Annotated in this window: 13 protein-coding genes and 1 riboswitch; of the genes, 8 read left to right on the top strand and 5 right to left on the bottom strand. The window is 74.2% G+C overall.

Going from position 1 to position 14,910, the window contains the following annotated elements:
• Positions 1 to 209 precede the first annotated feature (209 nt).
• The 7 genes from FHU40_RS21750 (at position 210) to FHU40_RS21780 (ending at position 10,683) form a co-directional block, all read left to right on the top strand.
• Positions 210 to 1,952, top strand: coding sequence for an ABC transporter ATP-binding protein (locus FHU40_RS21750; RefSeq protein ID WP_183594454.1), 1,743 nt, complete (start codon positions 210 to 212; stop codon positions 1,950 to 1,952).
• 56 nt (positions 1,953 to 2,008) lie between these two features.
• Positions 2,009 to 2,968 (top strand): calcium-binding protein, encoded by a 960-nt coding sequence (locus FHU40_RS21755; protein WP_183594455.1) that lies wholly within the window; start codon positions 2,009 to 2,011, stop codon positions 2,966 to 2,968.
• Between the two features lie 59 nt (positions 2,969 to 3,027).
• A riboswitch (cobalamin riboswitch) is annotated at positions 3,028 to 3,173 on the top strand.
• 28 nt (positions 3,174 to 3,201) lie between these two features.
• Positions 3,202 to 6,840 (top strand): cobaltochelatase subunit CobN, encoded by a 3,639-nt coding sequence (locus FHU40_RS21760; RefSeq protein ID WP_183594456.1) that lies wholly within the window; start codon positions 3,202 to 3,204, stop codon positions 6,838 to 6,840.
• Between the two features lie 166 nt (positions 6,841 to 7,006).
• A complete protein-coding gene (gene cobF, locus FHU40_RS21765; RefSeq protein WP_183594457.1) occupies positions 7,007 to 7,774 on the top strand; it encodes a precorrin-6A synthase (deacetylating) in 768 nt (255 codons plus the stop codon).
• Positions 7,774 to 8,301: a 2'-5' RNA ligase family protein gene (locus FHU40_RS21770; RefSeq protein WP_183594458.1), complete on the top strand. Its 528-nt coding sequence runs from the start codon at positions 7,774 to 7,776 to the stop codon at positions 8,299 to 8,301. The genes cobF and FHU40_RS21770 overlap by 1 nt, the downstream gene beginning before the upstream one ends.
• A 121-nt stretch (positions 8,302 to 8,422) precedes the next feature.
• Entirely contained in the window at positions 8,423 to 9,919 is a 1,497-nt protein-coding gene (locus FHU40_RS21775) for a cobyric acid synthase (protein ID WP_183594460.1), read from the top strand.
• On the top strand, positions 9,916 to 10,683 hold the full coding sequence (locus tag FHU40_RS21780; RefSeq protein WP_183594462.1) for a cobalt-precorrin-6A reductase: 768 nt from the start codon (positions 9,916 to 9,918) through the stop codon (positions 10,681 to 10,683). Before FHU40_RS21775 ends, FHU40_RS21780 begins: the two co-directional genes overlap by 4 nt.
• Here FHU40_RS21780 and FHU40_RS21785 read toward each other — a convergent pair.
• Positions 10,595 to 11,500, bottom strand: a complete 906-nt coding sequence (locus tag FHU40_RS21785; protein ID WP_183594464.1) for a cobalamin biosynthesis protein — start codon at positions 11,498 to 11,500, stop codon at positions 10,595 to 10,597. The two genes, FHU40_RS21780 and FHU40_RS21785, sit on opposite strands and share 89 nt — an antisense overlap.
• 2 nt (positions 11,501 to 11,502) lie before the next feature.
• On the opposite strand from FHU40_RS21785, the gene cobU reads away from it, so the two are divergent.
• On the top strand, positions 11,503 to 12,021 hold the full coding sequence (gene cobU, locus FHU40_RS21790) for a bifunctional adenosylcobinamide kinase/adenosylcobinamide-phosphate guanylyltransferase (protein ID WP_183594466.1): 519 nt from the start codon (positions 11,503 to 11,505) through the stop codon (positions 12,019 to 12,021).
• Between the two features lie 2 nt (positions 12,022 to 12,023).
• Here the strand turns inward: cobU and FHU40_RS21795 are convergent, their stop codons facing one another.
• Genes FHU40_RS21795 through FHU40_RS21810 form a run of 4 tightly spaced genes read right to left on the bottom strand, consistent with a single transcriptional unit; the run spans position 12,024 to position 14,780 of the window.
• Entirely contained in the window at positions 12,024 to 12,722 is a 699-nt protein-coding gene (locus tag FHU40_RS21795) for an adenosylcobinamide-GDP ribazoletransferase (RefSeq protein ID WP_183594802.1), read from the bottom strand.
• An 18-nt stretch (positions 12,723 to 12,740) separates the two neighbouring features.
• Positions 12,741 to 13,778 (bottom strand): nicotinate-nucleotide--dimethylbenzimidazole phosphoribosyltransferase, encoded by a 1,038-nt coding sequence (gene cobT, locus FHU40_RS21800; RefSeq protein ID WP_343057975.1) that lies wholly within the window; start codon positions 13,776 to 13,778, stop codon positions 12,741 to 12,743.
• Positions 13,775 to 14,548 (bottom strand): CbtA family protein, encoded by a 774-nt coding sequence (locus FHU40_RS28560; RefSeq protein WP_183594468.1) that lies wholly within the window; start codon positions 14,546 to 14,548, stop codon positions 13,775 to 13,777. The genes cobT and FHU40_RS28560 overlap by 4 nt, the downstream gene beginning before the upstream one ends.
• 13 nt (positions 14,549 to 14,561) lie before the next feature.
• Entirely contained in the window at positions 14,562 to 14,780 is a 219-nt protein-coding gene (locus tag FHU40_RS21810; RefSeq protein WP_183594470.1) for a CbtB domain-containing protein, read from the bottom strand.
• Between the last annotated feature and the right edge of the window lie 130 nt (positions 14,781 to 14,910).

A 14,910-nucleotide genomic window follows, 5' to 3' on the forward strand; every position in this document is an offset into this window, starting at 1 on the left:
GACCGCTGTCGATGCCGTGACCGAGCAGCGGATCGCGGAGGGCATCGACGCCGTACGCCGGGCCGACGGTGCCACGCTCGTGCTGACCAGCACCCCGCGCTGCTGGCGCGGGCCGACCGGGTGCTGCACCTGGTCGGCGGCCGGGTGGTCGCGGTCGGGACGCACGTCGAGCTCGCCGAGCTGGACGAGTACCGCGCGGCGGTGCTGCGATGAGCGCCCACCAGCTCCCGATCGCCACGCCGCGCGAGGCCGGGGCGCTCGCCCGCCGACTGCTGCGCCGGCGCCCGGCGGCGCTGACGCTGTGCGCGCTGATGTTCGCGGTCGAGGGCCTGACCGGACTGGTCGGGCCGTGGATGCTCGGGCGCATCGTCGACGTCGTCGTGTCGAACGGCTCGGCGGCGCAGCTCACCGGGCCGGTGCTGTGGATCCTCGGTGCCGCAGTGGTGGGCGGGACGGCGACGGCGCTGTCGATCGCGCTGCTGGCCCGCACCGCCGAGCCTGCCCTGGCCGATCTGCGCGAGATCGTCGTCGAGCGGTCGCTGGGGCTCGAGGCCGGCGAGCTCGAGGCGGCCGGGCAGGGCGACCTGCTGTCGCGGGTCGGCGACGACGTACGCCTGATCACCGAGTCGTTCACCGAGGTGATCCCGATCCTCGTGAACTCCGCGATCGCGGTGGTGTTCACGGCCATCGGGCTCTTCGCGCTCGACTGGCGGCTCGGCCTCGCCGGCCTGGTGGCGGCGCCGTTCTACGTGCTCGGCCTGCGGTGGTACCTGCCGCGGTCGGGGCCGTACTACCGCCGCGAGCGCGAGGCGAACGCCGCGCGCGCCGAGGCGCTGCTGACCGGCGTGCACGCCAGCCGCACGCTGCGGGCCTACCGCATGGCCGACCGGCACCAGGCCGTGACCGAGGAGGCGTCGTGGCGCTCGGCCCAGCTGTCGATCGACGTCTACCGGCTGCTGACCCGCTTCTGGGCACGCAACAACCGGGCCGAGGTGATCGGGCTGCTGGCGATCCTCGCGACCGGCTTCGCGCTGGTCGACGCCGACGCGGTGACCGTCGGCGCGGTGACGTCGGCCGCCCTGCTCTTCCACCGGCTCTTCAACCCGATCGGCGCGCTGATCGCGCTCTTCGACGAGGCGCAGTCGGCCGGGGCGTCGCTGGTCCGGCTGGCGGGCATCGCGCTCCTGCCCGCGCCGGTGCCCGTGCCCGACGCCCGGCGCCCGGACGACGGACACCTCGTCGTACGCGACCTGCACCACGAGTACGTCGCGGGTCGGCCCGCCGTCGACACCGTGTCACTGGACGTGGCGCCCGGGCACCGGGTCGCCGTGGTCGGCGCCTCGGGCGCGGGCAAGACGACCCTGGGCGCGGCCGTCGCGGGCCGGCTGCGGCCGACGCGAGGCACGGTGTCGCTCGGCGGCGTGCCACTCGCGGGGCTGGACGGCGCGGGCCGGCCACCCGTGGCGATCGTGAGCCAAGAGGTGCACGTGTTCGCGGGCACGGTGCGCGACAACCTGACGCTCGCGGCCCCGTCGGCGACCGACGAGGACTTGCTCGCCGCCTTGGACGCGGTGGGCGCTCGGGCGGCGGTCGCGGCGCTGCCCGACGGCCTGGCGACCGCGGTCGGCGACGGGGCGTCGACCCTCACGCCGGCGCTCGCGCAGCAGCTGGCGCTGGCGCGAGTGCTGCTCGCCGACCCGCTGGTGGTCGTCCTCGACGAGGCGACGGCGGAGGCGGGCTCGGCCGGCGCCCGCTCGCTCGAGCGGGCGGCGACCGCGGTGGCGTCCGGGCGCACCTCGCTCACCATCGCCCACCGGCTCACCCAGGCCGTCGACGCCGACGAGATCGTGGTGATGGACGCCGGCCGGGTCGTCGAGCGGGGCCGGCACGACGAGCTCGTCGCCGCCGGGGGCGCCTACGCCGAGCTGTGGGCGGCCTGGGCCGGGCGCTGAGCGGGCTCCGCGTGGCACTCGTGTAACGGCAGGCCGGGATGGCACGCTCTCCAGACATGACGCTCTCTCGGCTCCAGCTCCGGACGGTCGGACCGATCGCCGCGGTCGCGACGCTGCTCGCGGCCGCCGGCGCCGCCTCGGTCGCTCCGTCGTCGGCGGCGGACATCACGACCTGCCGCGGCCAGCTCCCGACGATGGTCGCGACCGCCGACGGGCAGACGATCACCGGCACCGACGGCGACGACGTGATCATCGCGTGGGGCTTCGCCGACGTCACCGTGAACGCGGGTGCCGGCAACGACCGGATCTGCGGCGATCCCGTCGCCGTCGACGGCGGCGACGGCAACGACACGATCTTCACCGTCGGCGGCACGGTGAACGCCGGCGCGGGCAACGACGTGGTCTCCCACGCCGGCGGCACGACCGACGGTGGCCCGGGTAACGACCGCATCGTGCAGCGCCAGTTCGGCTCCGCGCGCGGCGGCGAGGGCAACGACGCCGTGACCGCACGGATCCACGTCGGCGCCGTCGACCCCGCACTCGCCCCGTGGGAGGCGGCGATCCCGGCCGGCGCCCCGGTCTCCGACCTGGCCGGGGACGCGGGCCCGGACCGGCTCACCGTCAGCGCCCCCACCGACGGCACGACCAGCAAGCGCTGCCCGGCGTGCAAGCTGAGGGTCGACGGCGGCGACGGGAAGGACACGGTCGTGGTCCGCGGTGTGGGTGCCCGGATCCACCTCCAGGCGGGCACCGCGCGGTTCGCGGGCACCAAGGCCCGGGTGCGCAACGTCGAGAACGTCATCGGCACGGCCGGTCCCGACGTCATCGTCGGCGACGCCGGCCGCAACACCCTCAGCGGCAAGGGCGGCCGCGACCGGATCTACGGCGGCCCCGGCGGCGACCTGCTCAAGGGCGGTGCCGGCCGCGACCTCCTCGTCGGACAGGGCGGCCTCGACGGCGCGCTGGGCGGGCGCGGGATCGACCGGTGCTTCGCCGAGCTGTCGCAGAACTGCTGACGTCGTCCTCTCGTGGTCGTCGCTGGAGGTTCCTCCAGGGCGCGGGCCACCCGAAGAACTTCCGGTGATGGCCACTAGGCTGAGGACACTCACGTCTCGTGGAACAGGAACCCGGTGCGAGTCCGGGGCGGTTCCGCCACTGTGAGGCCGCTCCCGGGTGAGGGTGCGGCCGAAGCCAGACACTGGCCACGGGACCTCCGTCGAACAGGGGCGAGAACCCCAGGAGAAACCAGATGCGACTGGCGCTGTTGTCCACCTCCGACACCGACCTGCTCTCGGCCCGGGCCTCGGGTGCCGACTGGCTCTGGGCGAACCCGGCACGGGAGCTCCCCGACCTGGGCGGCGTCGCCCTGGTCGTCGTCCGCCTGCTGGGGTCGCCGCACGACCTCGAGCCGTGGCGAGCCGAGCTCTTCGCCGGTGACCGGCCGGTGGTCGTGCTCGGGGGCGAGGCGCAGCCGAGCGCGGAGCTGATGGAGCTCTCGACGGTGCCGATCGGAGTCGCGGCAGAGGCCCACCGCTACCTCGCCGAGGGCGGGCCGGCGAACCTCGCCCAGCTGCACGCCTTCCTCTCCGACACGGTGCTGCTCACCGGTGAGGGCTTCGAGCCGCCGGCGGTGGTGCCGGGCTGGGGCTTTGCTCGTCGGGAGGGTGGTTTCGAGACAGGCGCTAGCGCGCCTTCCTCAACCATCGAGACGGTGGTTGAGGTGCGAGGGCCGCTAGGCCCAAGCCTCGAAACCACCGCAGCCCTACCGCGCGTCGGCGTGCTCTACTACCGCGCCCACGAGATCAGCGGCAACGACGCCTTCGCGCACGCCTTGGCCGACGCGATCGACGCGACCGGCGAGGCCGTCGGCGTACCCGTCTTCGCGGGCAGCCTGCGGTCGGCGCCCGACGAGCTGTACGACGCGCTCGGCACGTTCGACGCGCTCGTCGTGACCGTGCTCGCGGCCGGCGGCAGCAGGCCGGCCGGGGCGAGCGCCGGGGGAGACGACGAGGCGTGGGACGTCGAGCGACTGCGGCGCCTCGACATCCCCGTACTGCAAGGGCTCTGCCTGACGACCAGTCGGGAGGAGTGGGAGGCCTCCGACGACGGCGTCACCCCGCTCGACTCGGCGACCCAGATCGCGATCCCGGAGTTCGACGGGCGGATCATCACTGCGCCGTTCTCCTTCAAGGAGGTCGACGCCGACGGACTGCCCCGCTACGTGGCCGACCCCGAGAGGTGCGCCCGCGTGGCGGGGATCGCGGTCAACCACGCGCGGCTGCGGCATATCCCGAACGCCGAGAAGCGGATCGCGCTGATGCTCTCGGCGTACCCGACGAAGCACTCGCGGGTCGGCAACGCCGTCGGCCTCGACACGCCGGTGAGCGCGGTGCGACTGCTGCGCCGGATGCGGTCCGCCGGGTACGACGTCGGTGACGTGCCGGGGCTCGACCTCGCCGATGACACCGAGGCCGGCGACGCGCTCATCCACTCGCTGATCGCCGCGGGCGGCCAGGACGAGGAGTGGCTGACCAGCGCCCAGCTCACCGACGCGCACGTGCGCATCACCCGGGCGGAGTACGACGCGTGGACCGCCGACGTGCCGGCGCCGTTGATGGACGCGATGGTCGAGGCGTGGGGCGAGTCGCCCGGGCGGCTCTTCGTCAACGATGCCGGGGAGATCGTGCTCGCCACCATCCAGGCGGGCAACGTGGTGCTGCTGATCCAGCCGCCGCGCGGGTTCGGCGAGAACCCGGTCGCGATCTACCACGACCCGGATCTGGCACCCTCGCACCACTACCTCGCGGCGTACAAGTGGGTCGAGCACGGCTTCCGCGCGCACGCCGTCGTGCACCTCGGCAAGCACGGCTCCATGGAGTGGCTGCCGGGCAAGAACGCCGCCCTGTCGGCCTCCTGCGCGACCGACGCGGCGATCGGCAACCTGCCGCTCGTCTACCCGTTCCTCGTCAACGATCCGGGCGAGGGCGCACAGGCCAAGCGCCGAGCCCACGCGACGATCGTCGACCACCTGGTGCCGCCGATGGCTCGGGCGGAGACGTACGGCGACATCGCGCGCCTGGAGCAGCTGCTCGACGAGCACGCCAACATCGCCGCGATGGATCCGGCCAAGCTGCCGGCGGTGCGCGGCGAGATCTGGCAGCTCATGCACGCCGCCGAGATGCACCGCGACCTCGGGCTCGACGAACGTCCCGAGGACGACGACTTCGACGACTTCCTGCTCCACGTCGACGGCTGGCTGTGCGAGATCAAGGACGCCCAGATCCGCGACGGGCTGCACATCCTCGGGCAGGCGCCGTCCGGCGAGGCTCGCGTCAACCTCGTGCTCGCGATCCTGCGGGCCGCGCAGGTCTGGGGCGGTGAGGCCAACGCCGTACCCGGGCTGCGGATGGCGCTCGGCCTCAAGGAGGGCGAGTCGGTGACCGCGGTCGACGCCATCGAGCAGCAGGCGCGCGAGCTGGTGCAGCGGATGGAGGAGGCCGACTGGTCACCGGCCGCCGCGACCGGGCTGCACGACGACCCCGAAGTGCAGCGGGTGCTGCGCTTCGCGGCCGACCAGGTCGTGCCCCGGCTGCGGCGTACGACCGACGAGCTGGACGCCGTGCTGCACGCGCTCGACGGCGGCTTCGTGCCCGCCGGACCGTCGGGCTCGCCGCTGCGCGGCCTGGTCAACGTGCTGCCGACCGGCCGCAACTTCTACACGGTCGACCCGCGGGCGGTGCCGTCGCGACTGGCCTGGCAGACCGGGCAGGCGATGGCCGACTCGCTGCTCCAGCGCTACGTGGACGAGACCGGCGACTACCCGTCGTCGGTGGGCCTCTCGGTGTGGGGCACATCCGCGATGCGCACCTCGGGCGACGATGTGGCGGAGGTGCTCGCGCTGCTCGGCGTACGCCCGGAGTGGGATGAGATGTCGCGGCGGGTCAGCGACCTGCGCGTCGTGCCCCTCGACGAGCTCGGCCGGCCGCGCATCGACGTGACCGTGCGGATCTCGGGCTTCTTCCGCGACGCCTTCCCGCACGTGGTTGCGATGCTCGACGACGCCGTGCGGCTGGTGGCCGGGCTCGACGAGCCCGACGACCGCAACTTCGTGCGCGCCCACGCCCGCGCCGACCTCGCCGCCCACGGCGACGAGCGGCGGGCCACGACCCGCATCTTCGGCAGCAAGCCGGGGTCGTACGGCGCGGGCATCCTGCAGGTCATCGAGTCCGGGTCGTGGCGCTCCGACGAGGACCTCGCCGAGGTCTACACGGCGTGGGGCGGCTTCGCCTACGGGCGCGACCTCGACGGCGCACCGGCCGCCGACGACATGCGCACGGCGTACCGCCGGATCAAGGTGGCCGCCAAGAACGTCGACACCCGTGAGCACGACATCGCCGACAGCGACGACTACTTCCAGTACCACGGCGGCATGGTCGCGACGGTGCGCGCGCTCACGGGCGCGGATCCGAAGGCGTACGTCGGCGACTCGACCTCGCCCGATGCGGTCCGGACTCGCACGCTCCAGGAGGAGACCAACCGGGTCTTCCGGGCGCGGGTGGTCAACCCGCGCTGGATCTCGGCGATGCAGCGGCACGGCTACAAGGGCGCGTTCGAGCTCGCGGCGACCGTCGACTACCTCTTCGGCTTCGACGCGACGGCCGGGGTGGTCCACGACTGGATGTACGAGTCGCTGGCCCGGGAGTACGTGCTCGACGAGACCAATCGCGAGTTCATGGGCCGCTCCAACCCGTGGGCGCTGCGCGGGATCGTGGAGCGGTTGCACGAGGCGGCCGACCGTGGCTTGTGGGAGTCGCCCGACCCGGACACCCTTGCTGCCATGCAGCAGGTGTACCTCGAGCTCGAGGGCGATCTGGAGGACCGCGGGTGAGCGCGTCGGTGCGGAGCGGCGGTGAGCCAGCAACCTTCTCGTCGTCCAGATCGGTTGCCTGCTCACCGCCGCGCGGTGCGACGACCGGGCAGCGGTGCGTGAGCAACCTCTTCGTCGTCCAGAACGGTTGCCTGCTCACCGCCGGGCGCACGGCCGGACGGACGCCGTGAAGCGGGTCCGCGTGATCGGCGTCGGCCCGGGCGACCCCGACCTGGTCACGCTGGAGGCGGTGCGCGCGCTGCGCGAGGTCGACTACTTCGTGGTGACCGACAAGTCCGGTCGGGGCGGCATGCCCGACCCGCTGGTTCACGCCCGCGAGCGGCTGCTCGACCGGCACCTGGGCCGCGAGCCGGTCGTCGTGCGCGTCGATGACCCCGAGCGGGAGCGGCGGCCCGACCGGACCGCCACCCAGGAGCAGTACGACGCGGCCGTCGCGCAGTGGCACGAGGCGCGGCAGGAGGCGTTCGCGCAGGCGCTGGAGTCGCGAGCGGGGGAGGCCGGCTTCCTGGTGTGGGGCGACCCGGCGTTCTACGACTCGACGATCCGGATCCTCCAGTCGCTGCAGGAGCGGGGCCGCCTCGACCTGGTCCTCGACGTGATCCCGGGCATCTCCAGCATCCAGCTGCTGGCCGCGCGGCACCGCATCGTGCTGCACGAGGTCGGCCACGCACTGCACGTGACCAGCGGCCGACGGCTTCAGGAGGCGGTCGAGCAGGGGCAGGACAACGTCGTCGTCATGCTCAACCGGGTCATCGAGCTGCCCGGGCTGGACGACTGGTCGATCTGGTGGGGCGGCAACCTCGGCACCCCGGTCGAGGAGCTGGTCGTCGGCCGCGTCGGCGACGTGCTGCCCGAGATCGATGCCGCTCGTGAGCGGCTGCGGACGGCGGCCGGCTGGGTGATGGACATCTTCCTGCTGAGGCGGGACGCCTGATGGTCCGCCCGCCCGCGCACACCGTGCTCGTCGTACCGGTGCCGGAGCTGGAGCGCTTCGTGCGCGAGCGCACCGAGCACTACGACGCGTCGTTCCTCTCGGCCGACCCGGCGTTCGTGCACGCGCACATCACGGTGCTCGGCCCGTTCCTGCCCGCGCCGTCCGCCGCCGACCTCGACCTGGTCGCGGCGATCGCGGCCGGTGTGCCGGCGTTCGACTTCCGCCTGGAGCGGCTGGGCGAGTTCCCCGACGGGATCATCCACCTGTTGCCCGACCCCGACACGTCCTTCCGCGAGCTGACCCGGCGGCTCGTCGCGGCGTTCCCGCAGTGCCCGCCGTACGGCGGCGCCTTCCCGGAGCCGATCCCGCACCTGACGCTCGACCAGCGCGCCGCAGGCATCGACCCGGAGTCCGTGCGCGCCGCACTCGGCGCCGAGCTCCCCGCGCGCTGTCGGGCCGACCGGATCGCGCTGCACCGCTACGCCAACCACGACTGCCGCGTCCTGGCTGACTGGAAGCTCGCATGAAGGCCGTCGTCGACACGGCGCACCGTTCGCCTCACGTGTCACAGTGCTCAGGGACAGCCCTCGGTTCACCGGGTATTCCCGCGCGCCCTGACCCCGCCCGCCTCCGACCGGTCGAGCTCCCATGACCGGGCTCCTCGTCGCCGGCACCACCTCCGACGCCGGCAAGAGCATCGTCACCTCGGGGCTGTGCCGGGCGTTGGTCAGGCGCGGCGTCAAGGTCGCGCCGTTCAAGGCGCAGAACATGTCCAACAACTCGATGGTCGTCGTCGGCCCCGGCGGCAGCACCGGCGAGATCGGCCGTGCCCAGTGGGTGCAGGCGCTCGCGGCCGGCGTCGAGCCCGAGGTCGCGATGAACCCGGTGCTGCTCAAGCCCGGCAGCGACCGTCGCAGCCACGTGGTGGTGCTCGGGCGGCCGGCGGGCGAGGTGTCCGCGCACGACTTCGTCGCCGGGCGGGCGCATCTGGCGCGTGCGGCGTACGACGCCTTCGACGACCTCTCGTCGCGCTTCGAGATCGTCGTCGCGGAGGGTGCGGGGAGCCCGACGGAGATCAACCTGCGGTCGAGCGACTACGTGAACCTCGGCCTGGCCCAGCACGGCGGGCTCGCCACGGTGCTGGTCGGCGACATCGACCGCGGCGGGGTCTTCGCGTCGCTCTTCGGCAGCGTCGCGCTGCTCGCACCGGAGGACCAGCGGCTGGTGGCGGGCTTCGTCGTCAACCGGTTCCGGGGCGACGAGACCCTGCTCGCACCCGGCCTGCGCGAGCTGGAGTCGCTGACCGGGCGGCGGGTGTACGGCGTACTCCCGTTCAACAGCGACGTGTGGCTCGACAGCGAGGACACCCTCGACGTCGGCGACCGGCGCGTCCTCGACGGTCCCGCGCCGTTGCGTGTCGTCGTGGTGCGGTCGCCGCGGATCAGCAACTTCACCGACATCGACGCGCTCGGGCTCGAGCCCGGAGTCGACGTCGTCTACGCCTCCGACGGCCGCTCGGTCGCCGACGCCGACCTCGTCGTACTGCCCGGCTCGCGGGCGACGCTGGCCGACCTCGCCTGGCTGCGTGGTCGTGGCATCGATCGGGCCGTGGCCGCGCACACCGCCGCGGGCCGGCCGGTCCTCGGTATCTGCGGCGGCTTCCAGATGCTCGGCCGGACGATCTCCGACCCCGACGGTGTCGAGGGCCCTCCCGGCGCGGCGACCGACGGCCTCGGGCTGCTCGACGTCTCGACGACGTTCGCCGCGGAGAAGGCGCTGCGGCTCCCGCGGGGCAGCGCGCTCGGGACCCAGGTCGGGGGCTACGAGATCCACCACGGGCGGGTGACGGCGGGATCGGGCGAGGAGTTCCTGGGCGGCGTCCGCGACGGCCACGTCTTCGGCACGATGTGGCACGGCTGCCTGGAGCACGACGACTTCCGTGCGGCCTTCCTCGGCGAGGTCGCCCGGCTCACCGGGCACGTGTGGACGCCGTCGGGGGTCAGCTTCCTGGCCGCGCGGGAGCGCCGCCTCGACCTGCTCGGCGACCTCGTCGAGCACCACCTCGACGTCGACGCGCTGCTCGACCTGGCCAGGTCCGGCCTGCCCGCCGGCCTGCCGGTGCTGCCGCCGGGGGACCGGCGATGAAGGTGCTGGTGCTCGGCGGTACGGCGGAGGCGCGGTCGCTCGCCGCCGCACTGGTCGACGACGGCGTCGACGTGACGACCTCGCTGGCCGGCCGGGTCGCCGAGCCGCGACTGCCGGTCGGAGCCGTGCGTGTCGGCGGGTTCGGCGGCGTGGCCGGGCTCGCGGCGTACGCGCGGGACTTCGACGCGGTCGTCGACGCCACCCACCCCTTCGCCGCGCAGATCTCGGCCCACGCCGCGGCGGCCTGCGACGACGTACCTCTGCTGCGGCTGCAGCGGCCCGGCTGGGCCGACCGGTCGGCGCCGGCATGGGTGTGGGTCGACGACCACGACGCGGCGGCGGCTGCGGCCGCTGAGCTGGGGGAGCGGCCGTTCCTGACAGTCGGGCGACAGGCGCTCGGTCGCTTCACGGGACCGCTGGCGGGCGCGTCGGTGCTGGTGCGGGTGGTCGACGAGCCGGAGGTCGCCCTGCCGGACACGTGGGAGGTGCTGCGCGATCGGGGCCCGTACGCGCTCGAGGACGAGACGGCGCTGATGCAGGGGCACGACGCCGACGTGCTGGTGACCAAGGACTCCGGCGGCGACCACACCTGGCCGAAGATGCAGGCCGCGGCCGGCCTCCGGATCCCGGTGGTGGTGGTGCGGCGGCCGCCGGCGCCGGACGGCGTGACGACCGTCAGCGGCGTCGACGACGCAGTGCGATGGGTGCGATCGCGGCCAACGCCCCGACCCCGACCCGCCGCGCCAACCGGCGGGCCCGGGTGATGTCGTGACGGTCGGGAGCGCGTCCGTCGCCGAGCACCTGCCGGTCCTCGGTCCGGCCGCCGTACGCGTTGACGCCCCCGAGCCGCAGGCCGAGCGCTCCGGCGAACGCCGCCTCGACCGGCCCGGCGTTCGGGCTGGGGTGGCCGCCGGCGTCGCGTCGCCACGTCCGCCAGGCGGCGCGCCGGTCGTCGCCGAGCACGACCGTCAGCGCGGCGGTGAGCCGCGCGCCCGGCAGGTTGAGCAGGTCGTCGAGCCGGGCCGCCGCCCAGCCGTAGCGCTCGTAGCGCTCGTTGCGGTGGCCGATCATCGCGTCGAGGGTGTTGGTGGCCCGGTGGGCCAGCAGCCCGGGCACGCCCGCGACGGCGCCCCAGACCAGGGGCGCGACCACGGCGTCGGAGGTGTTCTCGGCGAGCGACTCGATGACGGCGCGCGCCACACCGGCCTCGTCGAGCTCGCTCGTGTCGCGGCCGACCAGGTGGGTGAGTCGCTGCCGCGCTGCGGGCAGGTCTCCCGCGGCGAGATGGGCCTGCACGGCCGCGGCCTCGCGGTCGAGGGAGCGGCCGCCGAGGACCACCCAGGTCGCGATGGCCGTCGCGACCGGACCGGCGCGGTGTACGCCCACCGCGGTCGTCGCGCCGACGAGGATGGCCACGTGCACCGCGCCGGCGCCGCGGCGGTCGGCGTAGGTCAGTCGCTCCAGGGCCGCCGCCGCGCGCCCGAACCCGGCCACCGCGTGCCAGCGTGCCGGGTCGCCGAGCACGCGGTCGGCGGCGAAGCCCGCCGTGAGTCCGAGCAGCCGTCCCGAGAGTGGAGTCATCGATGAGGGTCCTGGTCACCGGCGGCGTCCGATCCGGCAAGTCGCGGCACGCAGAGGGCCTGCTCGCCTCGGCCACGGCGGTGCGGTACGTCGCGCCCGGGCCGGTGCGCGACGACGCCGACTGGCAGGAGCGGATCGCGGCCCATCGCGCGCGCCGCCCGACGCACTGGTCGACGCTCGAGACCGGCGACCTGGCGACCGCGCTGACCACCTCGGACGCCGTCCTCGTCGACTGCCTCGGCACCTGGCTGACCCGGCTCGTCGACGACGCCGGCCTGTGGGACGCCTCGATGCCCGACCTGTCGGCCTACGTCGACGAGCAGGTCGATCGGGCCCTGGAGGCACTGTCGGCGGCCGGTGGCACCGTGGTCCTGGTCAGCAACGAGGTCGGATGGGGGGTGGTGCCGGAGCACCGGTCGGGCCGGGTCTTCCGTGACCTGCTCGGGTCGGTCAACCAGGGGTTCGGGGCGGTCTGCGACGAGGTGCACCTGGTGGTGGCGGGGAAGGTGCTGCGCCTCTGACCTCACAGCCATGCCCAGGTGAGCAGCATGGTGGCGAGGGCGAGTTCGATCGCGGCACCGAAGACGTCGCCGGTGACGCCCCCGAAGCGAGTGGTCGCCCGGCGTACGAGCACGAGCACGGCCAGGCCGCCGGTGACCGACAGCAGCACGCCGCCGAGCACCGCGACGGGCAGTGGCACAGTGCGGGTGTAGGTGACGCCCAGGCCGTCGGCGCGCGCCGCCGGTACCCGCGTGCAGCAGACGACCCAGAGCGCACAGCGCGACAGGCAGACGAGCGCGCCCGCGAGCGCGGCGAGCGCGATCGAGTGGCTGTAGGCCGTCAGCGCGGCCGCCTGCGTGCCGGCCACCACGACGGTCGCGGTGACGCCGGCCGGGCCGCTGGTCCCGGTCTTCATGACGGCGAGCGAGCGCTCGCGGTCGTACGACGCCGTCAGCCCGTCGGCCACGTCGGACAGGCCGTCCCAGTGCAGGGCCCGCGAGCCGACGGCCAGCGCGCCGACGGCGACGAAGGCGACCGCCAGCGGAGGAAGGGAGGTGAGGCCGCCGAGCCACAACAGCATCGCCACGAGCACGCCGAGGGGGAGCACGGCCAGCGGCGCCAGCAGCATCGCGGTGCGCGCGGTGCGGCGATCGACGCGCGTCGGTGGACGGACCGGCAGCGCCGTCAGGGTGCCGGTCGCCAGGCGCCAGGCGTCACGCATGGTCGTCACGCATGGTCGTCACGCATGGGCGTCGGGCGGCAGCAGCTCGGAGAGCAGCGCGACGTCGCGCAGGAGGGCGACCGCACTGCGCAGCACCGGCACGGCGGCCACCGCGCCGCTGCCCTCGCCGAGCCGCATGCCGAGGTCCAGCACCGGTTCGAGCCCTAGCTTGGCCAGCGCCAGCGACTGGGCGGGCTCGGTCGAGCGGTGGCCGGCCGCGAACCACGCGGCCGCCCCCGGCTCGATCCGGTCCGCGGTGAGGCCGCAGGCCACGGCCATCAGGCCGTCCAGCAGCACCGGGACGCCCTGCCGGGCCGCCTCGAGCAGGTAGCCCGTGCTGGCGGCGAGGTCGGCGCTGGCCAACGCGGTGAGGCAGTCGACCGGGTCGCCGAGGCGTCCGCCGGCCCGGTCGAGCGCCCGCTGGACCACGGCCTGCTTGTGCGCGAGCGCGTCGTCGGCCACGCCGGTGCCCCGGCCGGTCACCTCCGGTGCCGGCAGGCCGAGCCCGGCGGCGACCAGGGCCGCGGCGGGCGTGGTGTTGCCGATGCCCATGTCGCCGCTGAGCAGCAGCTGGGCGCCGCCGGCGATCTCCTCGCGGGCCACGGCGGCTCCGACCGCGAGGGCCCGGTCGGTCTCGTCGGGCGTCAGGGCGTCCTCGAGGTGGATGGCGCCCGATCCGCGGCGCACCTTGTGTCGGCGGACGTCGTCGGGCACGCCGTCGAGGTCGTCGTCGACGCCCAGGTCGAGGACCCGCACGGAGACGTCGTGCGCCGCCGCGAGCGCCGAGACGCCCGCGCGGCCGGAGACGAAGGTGCGCACCATGGCGGCCGTGATCTCGGGCGGATACGCCGACACGCCGTGCCTCGCGACGCCGTGGTCGCCGGCGAAGATCACCAGCCGGACGTTGTCGAGGGCGGGTGGCGGCACCGTGCCCTGGGTCGCGGCGAGCCAGACCGCGAGGTCGCCGAGCCGCCCCAGCGCCCCGGGAGGGGTAGCCAGGGCGGCCAGGCGCTCGGCCGCCGCGGCGGCGACCGAGGACGACGGCGGCGCGATCACAGGCTGGCTGCCAGCTCGCGTCGGTCGGCGAGGCCACGCTCGTGGCGATGGAGCCGACCGATCAGGCCGGTGAGTCCGATGCCGATCACCGCCCACAGCGTGGCCAGGGTCAGCAGCGAGGCGCGCCGGAAGTACCAGAGCACGTCGGCGGGGAAGTCGCCGATCTCGTTGACGGTCGGCATCATCCGGCCCGCGACGACGACGGCCACGACGTACACACCGGCGCTGGCGAGGACGGCGCCGTACGTGCCGATCTCGTCGAGCAGCCGGATGGCGAGCAGCGACGAGAACGCCGCGAACGCGACCGAGATCAACACGAAGCCGAAGTAGTAGCTCGTGCGGTCGCCGATCGTGTCACCGGACCCGACGGCGGGCGGGGTGGCGGGGTACTTCAGGAACGGCACCAGCGCCACCGAGACGAAGCCGATCAGGCTCACCAACGCGGTCGACTGGCCCGGGGAGAGCCGGCCGATGCGGCCGACGACCGAGGCGGCGACCAGGGCGACGAGGCCGCCGACGGCCACGCCCACCGCGAGGCTGCCGGTCAGCAGGCCCCAGGTCCGCTGGTGCTGGCGGGACACGGTGGTGCCCTCGTCATCGTGGGAGTGTGCGGTCTCCGTCGCGGTGGGATCGTCGGCGGAGGCCGCCTCCTCCAGCGCGATCGCGGTCTCGACGTGCGGCTCGCCGACCTGGTGGGCGACGAGGAACGTCGCGAAGCCGGAGAGGAGGCCGATCAGCAGCCCCCGAACCAGGAATGCTCGTGCGGTCATCGTCCCGGCCCTCTCAGTGGCAGGGGTAGCCGAGCAGGTGCCGGCCGTCGTGGACCCATTCGTGGATCGCGTTGCCCGACGGGATCGAGATCGCGCCCTGGTCGGCGCTGATGAAGAACAGGATGAGCAGCCCGAGCAGGCCGAAGAAGAGCGCCCAGGGGGCGATCTCGCGGAGCGGGATCGAGGGAACCTCGGCGGTGGGTGCAACGGGGGCAGCAGACGTCTGCGACATGTGTCCTCCTCAGGGATACGTGCGTCCCTGGTCGTTGGGGATTGGACGGACACTCGGGTCTGACTCCAGCTCCCACCTCGCCTCTCGGCGCGGCGGAGGGCTGTCACAGTAGCGCGACTGTGCCGGATTC

Origin of the sequence: Nocardioides soli (assembly GCF_014191495.1) — a bacterium.
In the GTDB taxonomy this organism is placed as follows: Bacteria; Actinomycetota; Actinomycetes; order Propionibacteriales; family Nocardioidaceae; genus Nocardioides; species Nocardioides soli.